The 16,878-nt window shown below is 39.5% G+C and carries 11 protein-coding genes and 3 pseudogenes; 6 read left to right on the top strand and 8 right to left on the bottom strand.

Going from position 1 to position 16,878, the window contains the following annotated elements:
• Positions 1 to 285: 285 nt before the first annotated feature.
• A complete protein-coding gene (dnaA, locus tag BTN49_RS04915; protein WP_097356251.1) occupies positions 286 to 1,668 on the top strand; it encodes a chromosomal replication initiator protein DnaA in 1,383 nt (460 codons plus the stop codon).
• A gap of 1 nt (position 1,669) precedes the next feature.
• A complete protein-coding gene (dnaN, locus tag BTN49_RS04920; protein WP_097356252.1) occupies positions 1,670 to 2,770 on the top strand; it encodes a DNA polymerase III subunit beta in 1,101 nt (366 codons plus the stop codon).
• An 884-nt stretch (positions 2,771 to 3,654) separates the two neighbouring features.
• On the opposite strand, the pseudogene BTN49_RS22020 reads toward dnaN, so the two are convergent.
• A pseudogene (locus BTN49_RS22020) lies at positions 3,655 to 4,535 on the bottom strand (IS982 family transposase).
• Between the two features lie 473 nt (positions 4,536 to 5,008).
• Here BTN49_RS22020 and gyrB point away from each other — a divergent pair.
• Entirely contained in the window at positions 5,009 to 7,426 is a 2,418-nt protein-coding gene (gene gyrB, locus BTN49_RS04930; protein ID WP_097356253.1) for a DNA topoisomerase (ATP-hydrolyzing) subunit B, read from the top strand.
• A gap of 1,275 nt (positions 7,427 to 8,701) precedes the next feature.
• Here gyrB and BTN49_RS17485 read toward each other — a convergent pair.
• The 7 genes and pseudogenes from BTN49_RS17485 to ftsY all read right to left on the bottom strand — a co-directional run bounded on the left by BTN49_RS17485 (position 8,702) and on the right by ftsY (position 14,600).
• Positions 8,702 to 9,022, bottom strand: a pseudogene (locus BTN49_RS17485) (hypothetical protein).
• Positions 9,023 to 9,218: 196 nt separating this feature from the next.
• Positions 9,219 to 9,566 (bottom strand): thiosulfate sulfurtransferase GlpE, encoded by a 348-nt coding sequence (glpE, locus tag BTN49_RS04945; RefSeq protein ID WP_097356255.1) that lies wholly within the window; start codon positions 9,564 to 9,566, stop codon positions 9,219 to 9,221.
• Positions 9,567 to 9,819: 253 nt separating this feature from the next.
• Positions 9,820 to 10,702, bottom strand: a pseudogene (locus BTN49_RS15270) (IS982 family transposase).
• A gap of 145 nt (positions 10,703 to 10,847) precedes the next feature.
• On the bottom strand, positions 10,848 to 11,726 hold the full coding sequence (rpoH, locus tag BTN49_RS04955; protein ID WP_097356256.1) for an RNA polymerase sigma factor RpoH: 879 nt from the start codon (positions 11,724 to 11,726) through the stop codon (positions 10,848 to 10,850).
• Between the two features lie 156 nt (positions 11,727 to 11,882).
• Complete coding sequence (gene ftsX / locus BTN49_RS04960) at positions 11,883 to 12,791, bottom strand: permease-like cell division protein FtsX (RefSeq protein ID WP_097356257.1); 909 nt, start codon at positions 12,789 to 12,791, stop codon at positions 11,883 to 11,885.
• Positions 12,784 to 13,452, bottom strand: a complete 669-nt coding sequence (ftsE, locus tag BTN49_RS04965) for a cell division ATP-binding protein FtsE (protein WP_097356258.1) — start codon at positions 13,450 to 13,452, stop codon at positions 12,784 to 12,786. Before ftsE ends, ftsX begins: the two co-directional genes overlap by 8 nt.
• 5 nt (positions 13,453 to 13,457) lie before the next feature.
• Positions 13,458 to 14,600 (bottom strand): signal recognition particle-docking protein FtsY, encoded by a 1,143-nt coding sequence (gene ftsY, locus BTN49_RS04970; RefSeq protein ID WP_097356259.1) that lies wholly within the window; start codon positions 14,598 to 14,600, stop codon positions 13,458 to 13,460.
• 271 nt (positions 14,601 to 14,871) lie between these two features.
• Here ftsY and rsmD point away from each other — a divergent pair, with 271 nt between their 5' ends.
• From rsmD to BTN49_RS04985, 3 genes are all read left to right on the top strand, one after another.
• The gene (gene rsmD, locus BTN49_RS04975) at positions 14,872 to 15,456 is read left to right on the top strand and encodes a 16S rRNA (guanine(966)-N(2))-methyltransferase RsmD (protein ID WP_097356260.1); all 585 of its coding nucleotides are present in this window, start codon (positions 14,872 to 14,874) and stop codon (positions 15,454 to 15,456) included.
• 2 nt (positions 15,457 to 15,458) lie between these two features.
• Positions 15,459 to 15,731, top strand: a complete 273-nt coding sequence (locus tag BTN49_RS04980; protein WP_097356261.1) for a DUF1145 domain-containing protein — start codon at positions 15,459 to 15,461, stop codon at positions 15,729 to 15,731.
• Between the two features lie 148 nt (positions 15,732 to 15,879).
• Positions 15,880 to 16,677, top strand: a complete 798-nt coding sequence (locus tag BTN49_RS04985) for a Cof-type HAD-IIB family hydrolase (RefSeq protein WP_097356262.1) — start codon at positions 15,880 to 15,882, stop codon at positions 16,675 to 16,677.
• Positions 16,678 to 16,878: the final 201 nt, after the last annotated feature.

Genomic DNA, 16,878 nt, shown 5'->3' on the forward strand with positions numbered 1-16,878 from the left:
CACGGATAATGTGAGTTTGCAGGGAGTTAAAAAGAAGGGAAAATTGGTATACAACTCATCTTATAATGGCTAGGAGCAATAGGGAGTTCTTATGTTAAAATTATGTAATTTGGATAAGTCTGTGAGTAACTAGTGCTAAGATACGGCTGTTCTGCCTGTAATTGTGCGATCAGTGTGCATAACTTCGGACTTATTCACTGAGAAAGGGATATTTTCGCTAGCGATCCTTGTTATAGAAGTATAAAATTAATTTCATTTTCATTATTATAGCGTGTGGGGTCGGACGTGTCATCTTCGCTTTGGTCGAGGTGCCTTCAGCGCCTTAAAGAGGATCTCTCTGCAACAGAATTTAGTATGTGGGTTCGACCGCTTCAGGCGGAGTTACATGATAATACCCTTACTCTATTTGCACCAAATCGTTTTGTTCTTTATTGGGTAAGAGATAAATATCTCAATAGTATCAATGTGTTGCTTAACGAATTTTGTGGCATTAATATGCCAATTTTGCGCTTTGAAGTGGGTAGTAAACCTGTTGTGCGCATAACATCCCAGAGTCAATCAGATGTTAAAACAGATCCAGTCGTAAAACCGAATTTCAATCGTACTTGGGAACCTGCACCATCACCAGTACAGTCTGACATTAATCACAGATCAAATGTTAACCCTAAGCATAAGTTTACTAATTTCGTTGAGGGAAAATCTAATCAATTGGCTTTAGCTGCAGCACGTCAGGTTGCAGACAACCCAGGCGCAGCATATAATCCGCTTTTTCTATACGGTGGTACAGGCTTAGGTAAAACGCACTTATTGCACGCTATCGGTAATGCTATCACAATCCGTAAATCTGATGCATGTGTCGTCTATATGCATTCCGAGCGTTTTGTACAAGATATGGTTAAAGCACTACAAAACAATCAAATTGAAGAATTTAAGCGCTACTATCGAAGTGTCGACGCGTTACTTATTGATGACATTCAGTTTTTTGCTAATAAAGAGAGATCTCAGGAGGAATTCTTTCACACATTTAACGCACTGCTTGAAGGCAACCAACAAATTATTTTGACGTCGGATCGCTACCCAAAAGAAATTCATGGGGTAGAGGATCGTCTGAAATCTAGATTTGGCTGGGGACTGACGGTAGCGATTGAACCACCTGAACTTGAAACGCGAGTTGCTATATTAATGAAGAAGGCGGAAGCGCACAATATTCGTTTGCCGGATGAAGTGGCATTTTTTATCGCAAAACGCTTACGATCAAATGTCCGTGAATTGGAAGGTGCGCTGAACCGAGTGATCGCGAATGCGAACTTTACTGGACGTGCTATTACTATTGATTTTGTACGCGACGCATTGCGTGATTTGCTTGCGTTGCAGGAGAAACTTGTCACTATCGACAATATTCAGAAGACGGTAGCGGAGTATTACAAAATTAAAATGTCAGATCTTTTGTCGAAGCGACGGAGTCGATCGGTTGCGCGTCCTCGTCAGGTGGCAATGGCATTGTCAAAAGAATTAACAAACCATAGCTTGCCGGAAATTGGTGATGCGTTTGGGGGGCGCGACCATACAACTGTGCTCCATGCGTGCCGCAAAATTGCACAGTTACGTGAAGAAAGTCACGATATTAAAGAAGATTATTCAAATCTAATCCGAACATTGTCGTCATAGAATGAAATTTTCTCTTACTCGAGAGCAATTACTGAAACCTTTGCAACAGGTATCAGGGGCGTTGGGAAAACGCCTCCTTTTGCCTATCCTAGGGAATATTCTTCTTAAGCTTAAGAAGGGTCAATTATCGATTACTTCTACGGATCTTGAAGTTGAAGTGACTGTGTCTCTGCCATTTCAGGGGGATGCTAAAGAGGGGGCGGTTACTGTCCCTTCTCGTAAGTTTCTCGATATTTGTCGTGGTTTACCTGATGGTGCACTGATTCACTTCGCAGTTGAAGGTGAGCGAGCAGTTATTCGCTCTGGTCGTAGCCATTTCACGCTGTCAACGTTACCTGCGTCAGATTTTCCAAATATTGAAGATTGGGCAAGTGCTGTGGAATTCACCTTGCCACAAAGTGTGTTGCGCCATTTAATCGAGAGTACTGCATTCTCAATGGCTAATAAGGACGTACGATACTTCCTTAACGGCATGTTACTTGAAATTGACGGATCAAAGCTCCGCTTTGTTGCGACAGACGGTCACCGTATGGCTGTCAGTATGACTGTTCTAGAGAAAACTCAGAATGTTCAGCAAGTAATTGTACCTCGTAAAGGTATAACAGAGTTAATTCGTTTATTGGATCAGCATGAATCACCTGTAATCATTCAAATTGGTAGCACGAATATTCGCGCACAGGTTAATCAATTTGTATTCACCTCTAAGTTGGTGGACGGGCGATTCCCTGATTATCGTCGTGTGTTACCTCAATCATCCAATAAAATTATGGAAGCAAATTGCCTTGAATTACGTCAATCCTTTTCTCGTGTTGCGATACTCTCAAACGAAAAGTTTCGGGGTGTCCGTTTAAATCTGAGTAACGACCAACTACGTATTTCTACGCATAATCCCGAGCAGGAATCAGCAGAGGAGTTTGTCAATGTTAATTATCAAGGTGAAGATCTAGAAATTGGCTTTAATGTCAGCTATGTACTGGACGTTCTAAATACACTTAAGTGCGATCAGGTGCGTTTTTCTATGACTGATGGTACCGCCAGTACTTTAGTTGAAAGTTGTAACAATACAAATACTATGTATGTAGTAATGCCTATCCGTCTATAACAGGACACTATCCAGATTTTCCGTATATGATTTATGTAATATTGAAGCCTATGACCTTACCTTAGTCATGAGCTTCATCTCGTAGCACACTTCTCGTACACGTGATCTGATATCAACAAAATAGATTGGTTATTCACGGTCGTATTTCGATGGGTTATCTAGTGTTGCTATTGGATTCACAAAAAAACAATGATGGTTCTAACGACGTTAAAAGGCGTCAATAAAAAGATCAAAATCTAATTTAACTGGCTAAAACATTACCGATTTAACTTATTATCCCTAAGGGAGTTAAACTGGTGACTGGTAGATTTAAGTTTCGTCTGACTTTATCGACTGGGGATATGTTCCATGTGGAACCTCAGTTTATCTAGGTTGTTTTTAAATAAGAAGACTAATAAAACAACGAAATACATTGATACAAATCACCAGAAGCTGTAGGAAATTAACTCATTGTGATAAAAAGTTAGTATCTCTAACCGACGTAGTTCCCCAAATATCTAAACTAATCATAATTTCTACGATCAGATCATCATGGAGTTAAAAAGGAGATGATGATGGAAAAGGGAAAGATCAGCAACTGGAAACAATATAATCAAGCATTATTACACCGAGGTTCAGTCACTTTTTAGATAGACGCTGCCTAAAGGTATACAGCAAAGGCGAATGAAAGACCCGTAAACACGATAAAGTGAAGCACCGGCAAATGTGAAAGCAATGAACAAGGTTCTAAGACTAGGTATGCCTGTTCGATAGCAGACAAATTAAAACTGTAACAAATTTTGGGATCAGTGCGTTATAGGCCTGATTTAATCAACAACACCTAGTCACGCGGTTGGGGGAGAAGCACGGATTATACCGAGTTACTAGAGAAGAATTATTTAACCTCAGATCTGCATAAGCGTTTGCTTATCAAACTGAGTCATCTTGATACTCGGCTTTTTTGGTTGAAATAAATACGCGATGAGTCCCGCCAGAAAGTTGACTATAAAGCTGAGACAACTACAGTGCCTAGAATGCTTGATTTAGGATATGTTTTTTAGTTGGTTAAGAACAGTTTTGTTAATAAATCGTTTCCGGACCATCAGACGGTCCCAAAGTTTCATCACTTTAGGTTTCATATTTTTTATACCCGTTATCAGTGTCACTCCCTTGTCTGCAAGTTCTCGATCTAATGGACTAGAGATATAACCTTTATCTCCGTATAAACACCAAAAAGCTCATCAGTCATTTCCGATATAGGCTTTCTATCATCCACATTATCCGTCATTACTTTAACTGAGATAATGCCACCTTGGTCGTTGATAATAAGGTGTAATTTGAAGCCGTAGAATCACCCCGTAATTCCTTTTCTTCGCTTTGAGGTACCTTTAAAAACCTAATGTCTGAAAATGCGGAGGTTGTGATAAACTTGTATCTTGGACGAATCAACGAAGGCAATCCCTATCAGCCTTACCTGATGGTGAATGAGGTAAGAGTAAAGCGAAACTAGAACACCTTGCATAAATCTGAGCATCCTCGTATAACTAACTCATTCAGGAAATTCATTGGTGAGGTAACGACAAACAAAGTGGATGTAATAAGTTTTGAAGTCTCGATATCCCGATTGATGGAAAGCTATCACTATCGTCATCACTTCGCTAACTGAGAAGCGAGAAATCTTGTTTCTTTATTTAATATCGGAAGAAATTAGGTATTTTTTCCATGCAGGAAGGAAAGTCTGGCAGAAGTCATCAACATCGACGAAAATAGCGTCTAAGTTATTCATACTTGAGTCCTTCTGCAGTCAATAGTTTATTTTAAACGATCAGATCACGACTTTAGCCGTTAGTTTATTTCTTATGCGAAGCTCAGGTTATTTACGGGATCAACAGCTTGTTTATACTGTCAAAGGGCTAGACAAAGTAGATTTATTTTTTCGTATTACTAATACAGCAGTAAAAGATGTACTCTATCGTGGACATCTAAAACAGATGATCTGTGCGTTACGTTTAGCACAAGGTTAACGAATATACTACGTATAGTAGGTAAGAAATGTATTTACTTGATTGATTTTTTTGTCTGAACGGGAGAGTCCATGCCGGCTGTTTTTAGTGTCGCAGTTAAAAGCTACAGGTATACAGATATTAGTTAGTGCTATTAGGACGGATTAAATCTCTGAAATGTGCGATCAAAATAGTAAGATGTTTCATGTTAGACACGGTAAAATAACTGCTTAATAAATTAAGCGAGAGCAACTCAATGTCCAATGATTATAATTCATCGAGTATCAAGGTACTCAAGGGTCTGGATGCAGTACGTAAGCGCCCTGGAATGTATATAGGTAATACCGATGACGGTACTGGTCTACATCACATGGTATTTGAAGTGGTAGATAATTCTATCGATGAAGCTTTAGCGGGGCACTGTACTGAAATTACTGTTACCATCTATACAGACGACTCGGTGTCAGTCAAAGATGATGGGCGTGGTATCCCTGTCGATCTTCATGAAGAAGAGGGAGTGTCTGCTGCTGAAGTTATCATGACGGTACTTCATGCTGGCGGAAAATTTGATGACAACTCGTATAAAGTATCAGGTGGACTACATGGTGTAGGTGTTTCCGTGGTTAATGCCTTGTCAGAAAAATTGGAGCTAACTATTTGGCGTCATGGTTATGTTCATCAGCAAATTTACAATCTTGGTGTGCCTGTCTCACCACTGGCTGTTGTGGGTGAGTCTGATGAAACGGGGACTCGCATCCGTTTTTGGCCAAGTGATCAAACGTTTACTGAAATTTTATTCCATTTCGAAATCCTAGCTAAACGTCTCCGTGAATTATCGTTCCTTAACTCAGGGGTTGCCATCAAATTGGTGGATGAACGTGAGGTAAATAAACAAGAATACTTTATGTATGACGGAGGTATTCGTGCTTTCATCAAGCATTTAAATCGCAATAAAACACCTATTCATCTTATGGTTTTTCACTTCGAATATCAACGGTTAGATGGTGTGGTCGTTGAAGTGGCAATGCAGTGGAATGATGGTTTCCAAGAAAACATATATTGTTTTACCAACAATATTCCTCAGCGGGATGGAGGTACTCACTTGGCGGGTTTTCGTGCGGCACTGACGCGGACCTTGAACACTTATATGGAAAAAGAAGGCTATACAAAAAAAGCTAATGCATCGACCTTGGGTGATGATACACGTGAAGGTCTAACGGCTGTGGTGTCAGTGAAGGTGCCAGACCCAAAATTCTCAAGCCAAACTAAAGATAAGCTAGTTTCTTCAGAAGTGAAGTCGGCGGTAGAGTCGGCAATGAATGAAAAACTTGGCGAGTTTCTGATAGAAAACCCTCAGGAATCTAAAATAATTTGTACCAAAATCATTGATGCTGCGCGTGCTCGTGAAGCTGCACGTAAGGCTCGAGAAATGACCCGTCGTAAAGGTGCGCTGGATCTAGGTGGCTTGCCGGGAAAATTGGCTGACTGTCAGGAAAAAGATCCTGCACTTTCAGAACTCTACATTGTAGAAGGGGATTCTGCCGGCGGTTCAGCCAAGCAGGGACGTAACCGGAAAAATCAAGCAATTCTACCACTGAAAGGTAAGATACTTAACGTTGAGAAAGCTCGTTTTGACAAGATGTTGTCTTCACAGGAAGTGGCGACGCTTATCACTGCTATGGGTTGTGGTATTGGCAGGGATGAATACAATCCAGACAAACTGCGTTACCACAACATCATCATCATGACCGATGCCGATGTCGATGGTTCACACATTCGTACATTGCTACTTACTTTCTTCTATCGTCAGATGCCAGAGTTAATCGAGCGTGGTTATATTTATATTGCCCAGCCACCATTGTATAAAGTTAAAAAAGGCAAGCAAGAGCAATACATTAAAGATGATGAATCGATGGAGCAATACCAGGTTGCTCTAGCATTGGAAAATGCATCGCTATTTGTAAACCAAGAAGCGCCAGCGTTGAGTGGTGTGGCTCTTGAAGAACTTATTAAACAATATAACAGTGTGATGAAACTTATTGCTCGTATGGGACGTCGTTATCCTTTAGCATTACTTAATGAACTTGTATACCAACCACGCTTGTCTATTGACAGAACTCGCGATAAAGCTAAGGTTCAAGGTTGGATTGATAGAATTGTTAAGGTTTTGAATGAAAATTCAACGGGTGCTAGCCAATACAGTTCGGATATAAGATTACACGAAGAACATGCTACTTATCAGCCTGAGTTGGTGGTTCGTACTCATGGTATGGATCAAAAACACTTGATCAGCCATGATCTGTTAAATTCGAAGGAATATGCGCGTATTGCTGATCTGGCTGAGGTATTAGATGATTTACTGGATGACACTGCATATATTCAACGTGGCGAGCGTAAACAACCTGTGAAGAGCTTTGCTGATGCACTAACGTGGATTATGAAGGAATCAAACCGTGGTTTATCTCGCCAGCGTTATAAAGGTCTGGGAGAAATGAACCCAAATCAATTGTGGGAAACTACTATGGATCCAGAGTCACGCCGTATGTTACGTGTTACCATTAATGATGCCGTTGCTGCCGATGAGTTGTTTGCTACATTAATGGGTGACCAAGTTGAACCCCGTCGAGCATTTATTGAAAATAATGCATTGAAAGTAGCAAATCTCGATGTGTAATCGTCACTGTTCCTAGCTTATTTTGCTTAAAAATCCTAAAAACATGAGTAATTAAGCAAAAAATTACCTAAAAATATCCGGGCTGTTTTTTTTCAATAAAAAATGTAAATTCGATAGTAAATACCTAATTTAATAATAGAAGGTTCGGAGAACCAATAATCCATATTATGGGTTATTGGCCTGCTTTTATCAACAACGCTGTATAGATAGCATGACAGGGGTAATGGCGTAACACTATACAAGCATCTTCCCCATAATGGTAAACCCTATAAAATCAAGATAAAAATCGTCGATAAGGTAAAGATGCAGAACCGTGTTGACATTGAAGATTACTAACGAGAAGATATCGTCTGGTCATTTTAGAAATTACACTGGCATTAGGCTTGTGTACAAATATTTTCTGCTTTTCGTGGTGGATAAAATCAATAAACTTTTCTGTATCAAAAAGATGCCAAATAAGCAGGAAGGTACAGTGGTAGAGAGGTTTATTGATATTGTAAATTTAACCTTCCATGACTGAGAAACCCTTACAGCAGACAACGCTACAGAGTTCGCCAATCATGAAGCGGTTACACAAATCCTGATTTCTATTTTACCAGACTTTATTAATCAAGTGATCGGGAGCCAAATGAACAGATAAATGGTCTGATAAGGAGATTTTTACCCAAGGTAACTGACTTCAATGATATTAGTAATAAGGGACTTACCAAGATAAAATACATCCCTCAATACACGTGGAAGAGCAAGTCTTCTGTCTTACTCTACTAACGATATTTTTAGAGTATTTAATGGCAGATTAAGACATAACACCTGCGCATTTCAGATAACGGGGGTGTAATCAATGAGTGTAGAATCCGAGATTTTAATCCATTTTTTACAGCTAAATTATATATTTTTTCCTACATAAAGATAAAGATTCGTATTATAAGTAATTATGGTATTTATCATACTGATAATGACCATTGAGCATCAAATACACCTACAAAACACCCTGCAAATAAGCCAAACAAATAAACCAAAATAGCAATAACCATACCAAATGGTTTAAAAAAGCCGAGAGCTAAACACAACAATATAAAGATGAAATATGCAGAGTCGATTGACAAGCCACGCTATGGCGCCAATCTGCCCATAAACCATAGATAACCCAGTAACGTATACACCATACCAGACATATCACTGAACCTTGACCCATCAAACATATATTGCCAAAAACCAAAAAATAAAAAAGTATAAATAAAAAACCGTACTAATTTAGCACTACTATAGTGTTTCTCAAGTCAACCCCCAAATACCCACCACCACGATCAGTGTAACCGATCCCGTATTTTGACGCAGAGCATCGATAAACCCTATTCGTGGATAATAGAAGTTGGCCGTATGGTTCTCAACCCTATCCCACGATGCAGATAAATATTTTTTGGCAGTCGGATTCTTCAAGAATCTTTGTAATTCCATTTTAACCTACACTTGATCACAATCCTCGAAGAGCCCTAAAATAAAGCCTCCTTCATCTTCAGGCGTCATTTTTATTTCAATATCATGAGATGACATGTAATCGATAAACGCCTGATCAGCACGAGAATTAGAAATCAAGATCAGCTAAATCATAGCTCTCCTCGGTTATCTTTTACTGTTTTTAGTTATACTATTCTTAACTTAAAGGTACAGCATAGTTGACTACGTCATATCACCGATGAGCATAGTCCTTTTATGCTCATGGCGTTATTAACTTCTAACCTAGTTGGAATTCCAGTTACTTTGGATCTATTGTCAATAGACATAATTGGCATTACGAACAGCCAATACTATTGGTACTAGATACCACTGGTAGTTGTTGTCGATGCCATGCCACAAAGCCTACATCCACATTATGGACAGATTGAAACCCTTGGTTAATAAGATATTGTACAACGCCTTTACTGCTAACACCGTGATAACACATCACCAATATTGGCTGTTTATAATCCACCTCTCGTTTAAACTGGACAATGGAGTCATATGTAAGGTGAAAAGCACCAAGTGGATGAGAAAGCTGAAAAGATTTAGGATCTCTAATATCAACAATTACAGCCTGAAGATCCCTAGATTGAAGCATGTTCCAAGCATTTAAAACTGATATATACGCAAATTGTCCCATTAGTTATTCCATTTTTGCTAACAATTCTTATCGTTATTTTATAGAAGGTAACCACCAGAGATGGCCATCAAAGCAACATTGTATCCGCCTCTTCACACAACCCTATCATAGAGAGAGATAGCATCTGTATAATTTATAATCACCTGTGGAAAAATCTGTGGATTGCGTTGATAAGCCAGAATATTTCATTTGGATCCACAACATATAGTTGTTGAACATTATAAACAAGTGGATAACTGATCTAACATTAACCTTAGATCTGCATAAGCGCTTGCTTATCAAGCATAGTCATCTTGATACTTGGCTTCTTTGGTTGAAATGAAGACGCGATGAGCCCCTCCAGCAAGTTAACCATAAAACTGACACAACTACGGTGCCAAGAATGCTCGTTTGAGATATGTTTTTTAGTTGGTTAAAAACGGTTTCAATAATAAATAGTTGTCGGCACATCAGGCGATCCAAAAATTTCATCACTTTGAGTTTAATATTCTTTTTTATACCAGTTATAAGCATCACTCCCTTGTTTGCTAATTATCCCTTCAATAGACCAGAGATATAACCTTTATTTCCGTATAAACACCTAAAAAGCTTGTTAGCCATTTCCGACACAGGCTTTCTATCATCCACATTATCTGTCGTTACTTTGTCTGAGATAATGCCACTTTGGTTGTTGATAATAAGGTGTAATTTGAAGCCGTAGAACCACCCTATCATCCCTTTTCCTCGCTTTGAGGTACCTTTAGAAAACTGATGTCTAAGAATGCGTAGGTTATGACAAACCTGTAGCTTGGACGAATCAACGAAAGCAATCCCTGTCGGCCTTGCCTGATGGAGTGTGAGGTAAGAGAAAAGTGGAACCAAAACACTTTGCATGCGTTTGAACATTCGCCTGTAGCTGACTAATTCAGAAAATTCGTTGGTGAGGTAGCGGCAAACAAAGTAGATGTAATAGGTGTTGAAGTCTCTATACCTCGATTGATGGAAAGCTATCACTATCGTCATTACTTCGCTAAATAAGAGACGAGAAGGCTTATTTCTTTATTTGATACTAGAAGAAATAAGGTATTTTTCCATGAGGGAAGAAAAGTCTGGCAGAAGTAGTCGACATCGACGAAGACAGAATCTAGGTTTTTCATACTCAAGTCCTTATGCCGTCAATAGTTTTTCTTTAACTATCAGATCGAGACTTGAGCATTTAGTTCATTTCTTATGCACATTTCAGGTTAAGATTAGTTATCTTAAGGGATTAATAGGCACAAGACAATTGGCATTCGCCCATTTTTACAATCTTCGGGAGTAGTAATCAAAGTACACGCCCATAGCGTCTCTCAGTTTATACATGGCATTTTTTTCTAACTGACGAATACGTTCTGCGGATACTTGATAATAATCGGCTAGCTCTTGCAAAGTTCTTTTATTATCATCCAACCACCGTGAACGAACAATATGCTGGCTACGTTCATCCAACCCAGACATGGCTTGTTCCAGTCGCTGGTTCGCATAATTTTCCCAGTCTTCCAACTCTATATTTATCGCAACATCTGAACTTTTATCTTCCAAATAATAGACTGGAGCCACAGAGCCTTCGCGTTCGTCTTCATCCGTACCCACATCAAATCCTGCATCTTGTGCTGCTAAACGAGATTCCATCTCTCGTACTTCCTCGGGGTCAACACCTAAATGCTCTGCAACCATGTTAACTTCTTCTGAATTGAACCAACCAAGGCGTTTTTTCGCTTTGCGTAAATTAAAAAACAATTTACGTTGCGCTTTAGTGGTCGCTACTTTCACAATACGCCAGTTACGCAACACGTATTCATGGATTTCTGCTTTGATCCAGTGCACTGCAAAAGAGACCAAACGAACACCCACTTCAGGATTAAAGCGTTTTACCGCTTTCATTAGTCCAATATTACCTTCTTGAACTAAATCAGATACAGGTAAACCGTAGCCAGAATAACCACGAGCAATATGAACAACAAATCGGAGATGAGACAAGATCAAACGCCTTGCTGCATCCAACTCCCCCTTATAGTGCAGACGTTCTGCAAGAATTCGTTCCTCCTCAACAGTCAACATTGGATGGCTGTTTACCTGTTGCAGATAACTATCCATGCTATCTTTAAAGATCGGGGCTATTACATATATCTCTGCTGTCATTTTTACCTCTTTTGGACTATTACAAACATATGTGAACCAATTTCAACTCTCGCCATACTCTGCTTATGTTTAAGAGACTGCAACTTTCTGTCACCTACATCTGAGTTACTCAGAAGACAATAAGTTTAATTATGTTGACATTGTGACCCCAAAATTTCACACAGGTTCAATCTCTCGTAAATGCTTACCTGCTACCAAACGTGCCGCAAGAAAGCCAATTAGACCTGCAACCATTAATAAAATTAGGGTCTCATCAACCCTAAGACCTAAGAGACGAAAACCACTATTGTATAAAATAGCTAAGTTTTCTACTGCAGTGTTTAAAATCAGCCCATTAATTAACGTCACAAACCAAGCCACAACGGCACCTGCTAACGCGAACCACACACCTGTGTATAAATATGGACGTAGAATATAGCTGTCTGTTGCTCCCACCAACTTTAATACCTGTATTTCTGCTTTATGGTTAAACAGGTGTAAACGCAGGGTATTACCTATGATGAGAAACACTGCCATAAGGATTAAACCAGAAAAAACCAACGTAAGCATCATCATCAGCCATTCAATCGCCGATAAGCGTTGCAGCCATTCACTGTCTAACCGTACTTCTTCTACCTCAGATTCCGCACGCAGCTTAGCCGCAAGTGCAGTGGCTGATACCATATCCTCATTGACAAGCATCACCACAATCACCGAGGGTAACGGGTTATCGTCAAGCAAACTGATGGCCTCATCAAATCCTTGGCTTTGATGAAACTGAACAAGTCCTTGTTCAGGCGAAATAAAGCTAGTACTTTTCACATTTTCCCACAACTCAACTACTTCAAGGAGTGACTGTGCCTGTGCCCCAGAAACATCCTGATTTAAATATGCAGTCAATTGGTTTGGGATTTGCCACGATTCAGTAACGGCCATGACGTTTTTTACCAGCATGAATAGGGTAGCAGGTAAAGCAAGTGAAAATGCAAGTGCTAACATTGTTAACATATTACCCAGTGGATGCACCATTAAATCATGTAGTGCCTGAGTACCTTGTTGTTTATGCAGTGTTAAAAACTTAACCACGACGACCCACCTCAGAAAAATGACCACGATTTAAATCAAAATGACGCATATCATAGTTATTTAACAACGACGTATCATGTGTTGCCATTAACACTGTAACCCCTACTTGGTTAAACTGGCGAAATAACTTCATGATTTGCTGTGATAATTCTGCATCCAAATTTCCTGTTGGTTCATCGGCAAGAAGGACTTGAGGACGGTTAACAACTGCCCGCGCAATGCCAACACGTTGCTGTTCACCACCGGAAAGTTGAATGGGGAGACAATTGAGTTTATCTAGTAAGCCAACCTTATCAAGAGCAGCAGGTACCCGTTTTTTAATGTCAATTTTACTCGCCTGTCCTATGCACAGTGGCAACGCCACATTGTCAAACACACTTCGATCCATCAAAAGCTTATGATCTTGAAAAATCGCTCCAATGTTGCGGCGTAAGAATGGAACGTCTTTACTATTAATTTTGGCGATATCATGGCCATTAAATAAGATTTGCCCATCTGTTGGTCTCTCAATTGCACAGAGTAACTTCAACAGCGTACTTTTACCCGCACCAGAGTGGCCGGTTAGAAATGCCATATCCCCCTTCAGTAAGTGGAAATTAACTTTCTGTAATGCTTGATGACCACCTCGGTAGGCCTTGCTTACTTGATGAAATCGGATCATACTATTTAATCCTCCTGACTGAATAAAGCCTCAATAAAGTCTTCCGCGACGAATGGTTCTAAATCGTCAATCCCTTCACCCATACTAAGATAACGAAGCGGAATGTTAAATTTATCGGCCACTGCGAAGATCACACCACCTTTAGCAGTACCATCTAGCTTGGTCAAGGTGATACCTGACAACGGTACAATGTCATTGAATAAACGAGCTTGGCTCATTGCGTTTTGGCCAGTGCCAGCATCAATGATTAGCATCATTTCATGTGGTGCATTTGGGTCAATCTTTTTCATTACGCGAATAATTTTTCGAAGCTCTTCCATTAGATAAGTTTTATTCTGAAGACGACCTGCAGTATCTGCGATTACAATATCGACCTTACGCGCTTTTGCTGACTCAATAGCATCGTAGATGACAGATGCACTGTCTGCACCCGTATGTTGTGCAATAACCTGAACATTATTTCGTTTTCCCCACACCTCTAACTGTTCGACGGCGGCTGAACGGAAGGTATCACCCGCTGCTAAGATAACCGACTTTCCTTGTTGTTGGAACTGTTTCGCCAGCTTGCCGATTGTGGTAGTTTTACCCACGCCATTCACACCAACCACGAGGATCACAAATGGACCATTTTTACAGTAGGCGTCTAACGGTTTCTCAACCTTGCGTAGAATTCCCACCAATTCCTGCTTAAGTAAACCATACAACACTTCTCCGTCTTTGAGTTCATGTCGATTAGCTTTGTCCATCAAACGATTGACTATTTTGGTGGTTGTATCCATACCAACATCAGCGATTAGTAACTGCTCTACTAACTCTTCAAACAAGTCATTATCAATTTTCTTGCCACTGAACAAGCTAAAAAAGCCTAACCTAATGTTTGATCTTGTTTTTTGAAGACCACGTTTAAGACGTGTGAAAAAACTTTTACGCTTTATTTCTTTTTGCTCTTTCTGTCCTGCTTTGGTTACCTCTTTTGCCTTTAAACGTGTTTGTTTACCTCTAGGGTTTTTCTCGCCTGCGTGTATCTTAAGGCAGGTAGTTTCTTCTAAGTTCGATTGCGTTCCAATCTGTGACTGTTCTAATTCTTCATCTTTATTCCAGTCAAAATACGGCAAAGATATAAATTCATATTTCTTTTTTTCTGCCATTGGTAAATCCTCAAGAATGATTCGTATAATCCTCTCGATAACAGTGTTCAGATTAAAAACCTTGAACACTGTTTCTATAAATACAGTACGGTAACAGTGGTTCAATACATGACTTGTAGCTTAGCTACAATGGCTAAAACCCTTCTATCACTAACCTCGTAATAAATGGAAAACGCTGACGATAGTCATCGAACCGATATATACTAACATCTTATTGGCGGTCAAAAGAATTTATGGTAAAATAGACCACGGAAATATTTATGACATAAATATGAACAGAAACTCAGCGATAAAAGTAGGCAGTAAGTCTAATTTTATTCGTATAAATAGTGGAAAATGGCGTGGTAAAAAACTTCCTGTTAAAAATGTAAAAGGTTTACGTCCCACTACTAATAGAATTAAAGAAACTGTATTTAACTGGCTGGCTAAAGACTTGTATCAGGCTAAGTGCTTAGATGTATTTGCTGGCAGTGGTGCCCTTGGACTCGAGGCCTTGTCTCGGCAAGCAGGGCATGTCACCCTACTGGAACTGGATAAAGGTGCAGCTTCACAAATCCAACTTAATCTCAATACGTTGAAAATAAACAATGCAATTGTACTGAACATCGATGCCTTTTCCTATTTATCTCAATCTGGCCAACCGTTTGATGTGGTATTTATCGACCCACCGTTTAGAAATAACCTTCTAAGCAATATCATTGATCGATTGGATAAAAACTATTGGCTTAGCCCCTCTGCACTAATTTATATTGAAGCTGAAAAAGAACTCGGCGCACCCAATGTTCCACTAAAATGGAACATGATGAAAGAAAAGAAGGCCGGCCAAGTAAGTTTCAGATTGTATCAGAGAGGGTAAAAATGACAGTGTTTATCTTGCTAGATAAAGCCAAAATTAGCTTTATTTGGTTGATATTGATAACAAATATGGTTATTTCATTCCCTAGCATCACAGTAAACCTACTTTACATAATGACCGCTTTTCTGTCATACATACTCGGTCTGCAACCGAAGATTTTCCTCAGTGCCTTTGGTGACAAAATCAAAATAACTCGTTGGGAAAAATGGTCAATCTTAATATTCGGTATCTTTGCGCTACTGGACAGTCGTCGTAACCATATGATAGATAACTGAACCTATAAATTACTTTATTTCTTCTACAACTAAATACACAGTTCAAAGGAGAATAAACAGGACATCAAGATCGATATATTGATACCTTTTCTCTATATTCTATCTTAGATACACTGAACACTATTACTTTCCCAGTATTGAGGTATCCATGTACAAAATAGTTGCATCCGATCTCGATGGAACCCTACTGATGCCTGACCATAAGATCGCGACTTATACCCGTGATGTATTGCATCGCTTGCACAACAAAGGTGAGCATTTTGTATTTGCCACAGGTCGCCATCACATTGATGTCGCCAGTATACGCAAAAATATTGGTATTCCTGCTTTCAGGATTACATCGAATGGCGCACGCATCCATGATGAAGAAGACAACCTCGTATTCAGCCGTAATGTCAAACCTGAAGTAGTAGCTCAACTAATAAAAATGGTGAAAGATGATGAAACTGTAACCATTCATATTTATCGTGAAAATGATTGGTTATTAAACCGACCTGATGAGGATTTAGCAAAATACCACAAAGAATCTGGCTTTTCATTTTCAATTTTTGACACAGAAAATCCACCACTACAGAACGCAATCAAAGTCTTTTTTATTCATCATGACCACGACTATCTCACTGGTTACGAGCAAAAATTCATCGAAACCTTTGCTAACAATGTTAGTGTTGCATTTTCTACACCATTTTGTTTGGAAGTAATGGCCGAAGGTGTATCAAAAGGCGAAGCACTAAGAACCGTAGTGAAGCTGAAAGGTCTAAGCCTAAATGACTGCATCGCGTTTGGTGATGGTATGAATGATGTGGAAATGCTGATTGTAGCTAAGAAAGGACTGATTATGGCTACCGCCCACGAACGCGTAAAAGCCACCTTACCGAACCATGAAGTTATAGGAAGCCACGTCGATGAGGCAGTTGCGAACTACCTTGATCATCACATGTTATAAGTGATTTGTTATAAACCTTAAAACAGTGTTTAACCTCAATAGTAGCGATTAGATCTCGCTGCCGTTTTTTACGTAGACTCGATTTTCAGGTTCAGATTTCAGCTTCAAATTTAGGATAGGATCCAACTTAAGCATCAACTACTATTCAGTCACTATGCAGGACTCAGACACGCGCTTTTTGATCATGTATTCGATAAGTTT

The sequence above is a fragment of the Candidatus Enterovibrio escicola genome (assembly GCF_002464935.1).
Taxonomy (GTDB): domain Bacteria; phylum Pseudomonadota; class Gammaproteobacteria; order Enterobacterales; family Vibrionaceae; genus Enterovibrio; species Enterovibrio escicola.

Bases quoted from the DNA above. Each gene is read 5' to 3' on its own strand.
- dnaN (WP_097356252.1), top strand. From the start codon at position 1,670: ATGAAATTTTCTCTTACTCGAGAGCAATTACTGAAACCTTTGCAACAG.
- gyrB (WP_097356253.1), top strand. From the start codon at position 5,009: ATGTCCAATGATTATAATTCATCGAGTATCAAGGTACTCAAGGGTCTG.
- glpE (WP_097356255.1), bottom strand. From the start codon at position 9,566: ATGGGACAATTTGCGTATATATCAGTTTTAAATGCTTGGAACATGCTT.
- rpoH (WP_097356256.1), bottom strand. From the start codon at position 11,726: ATGACAGCAGAGATATATGTAATAGCCCCGATCTTTAAAGATAGCATG.
- ftsE (WP_097356258.1), bottom strand. From the start codon at position 13,452: ATGATCCGATTTCATCAAGTAAGCAAGGCCTACCGAGGTGGTCATCAA.
- ftsY (WP_097356259.1), bottom strand. From the start codon at position 14,600: ATGGCAGAAAAAAAGAAATATGAATTTATATCTTTGCCGTATTTTGAC.
- rsmD (WP_097356260.1), top strand. From the start codon at position 14,872: ATGAACAGAAACTCAGCGATAAAAGTAGGCAGTAAGTCTAATTTTATT.
- BTN49_RS04980 (WP_097356261.1), top strand. From the start codon at position 15,459: ATGACAGTGTTTATCTTGCTAGATAAAGCCAAAATTAGCTTTATTTGG.
- BTN49_RS04985 (WP_097356262.1), top strand. From the start codon at position 15,880: ATGTACAAAATAGTTGCATCCGATCTCGATGGAACCCTACTGATGCCT.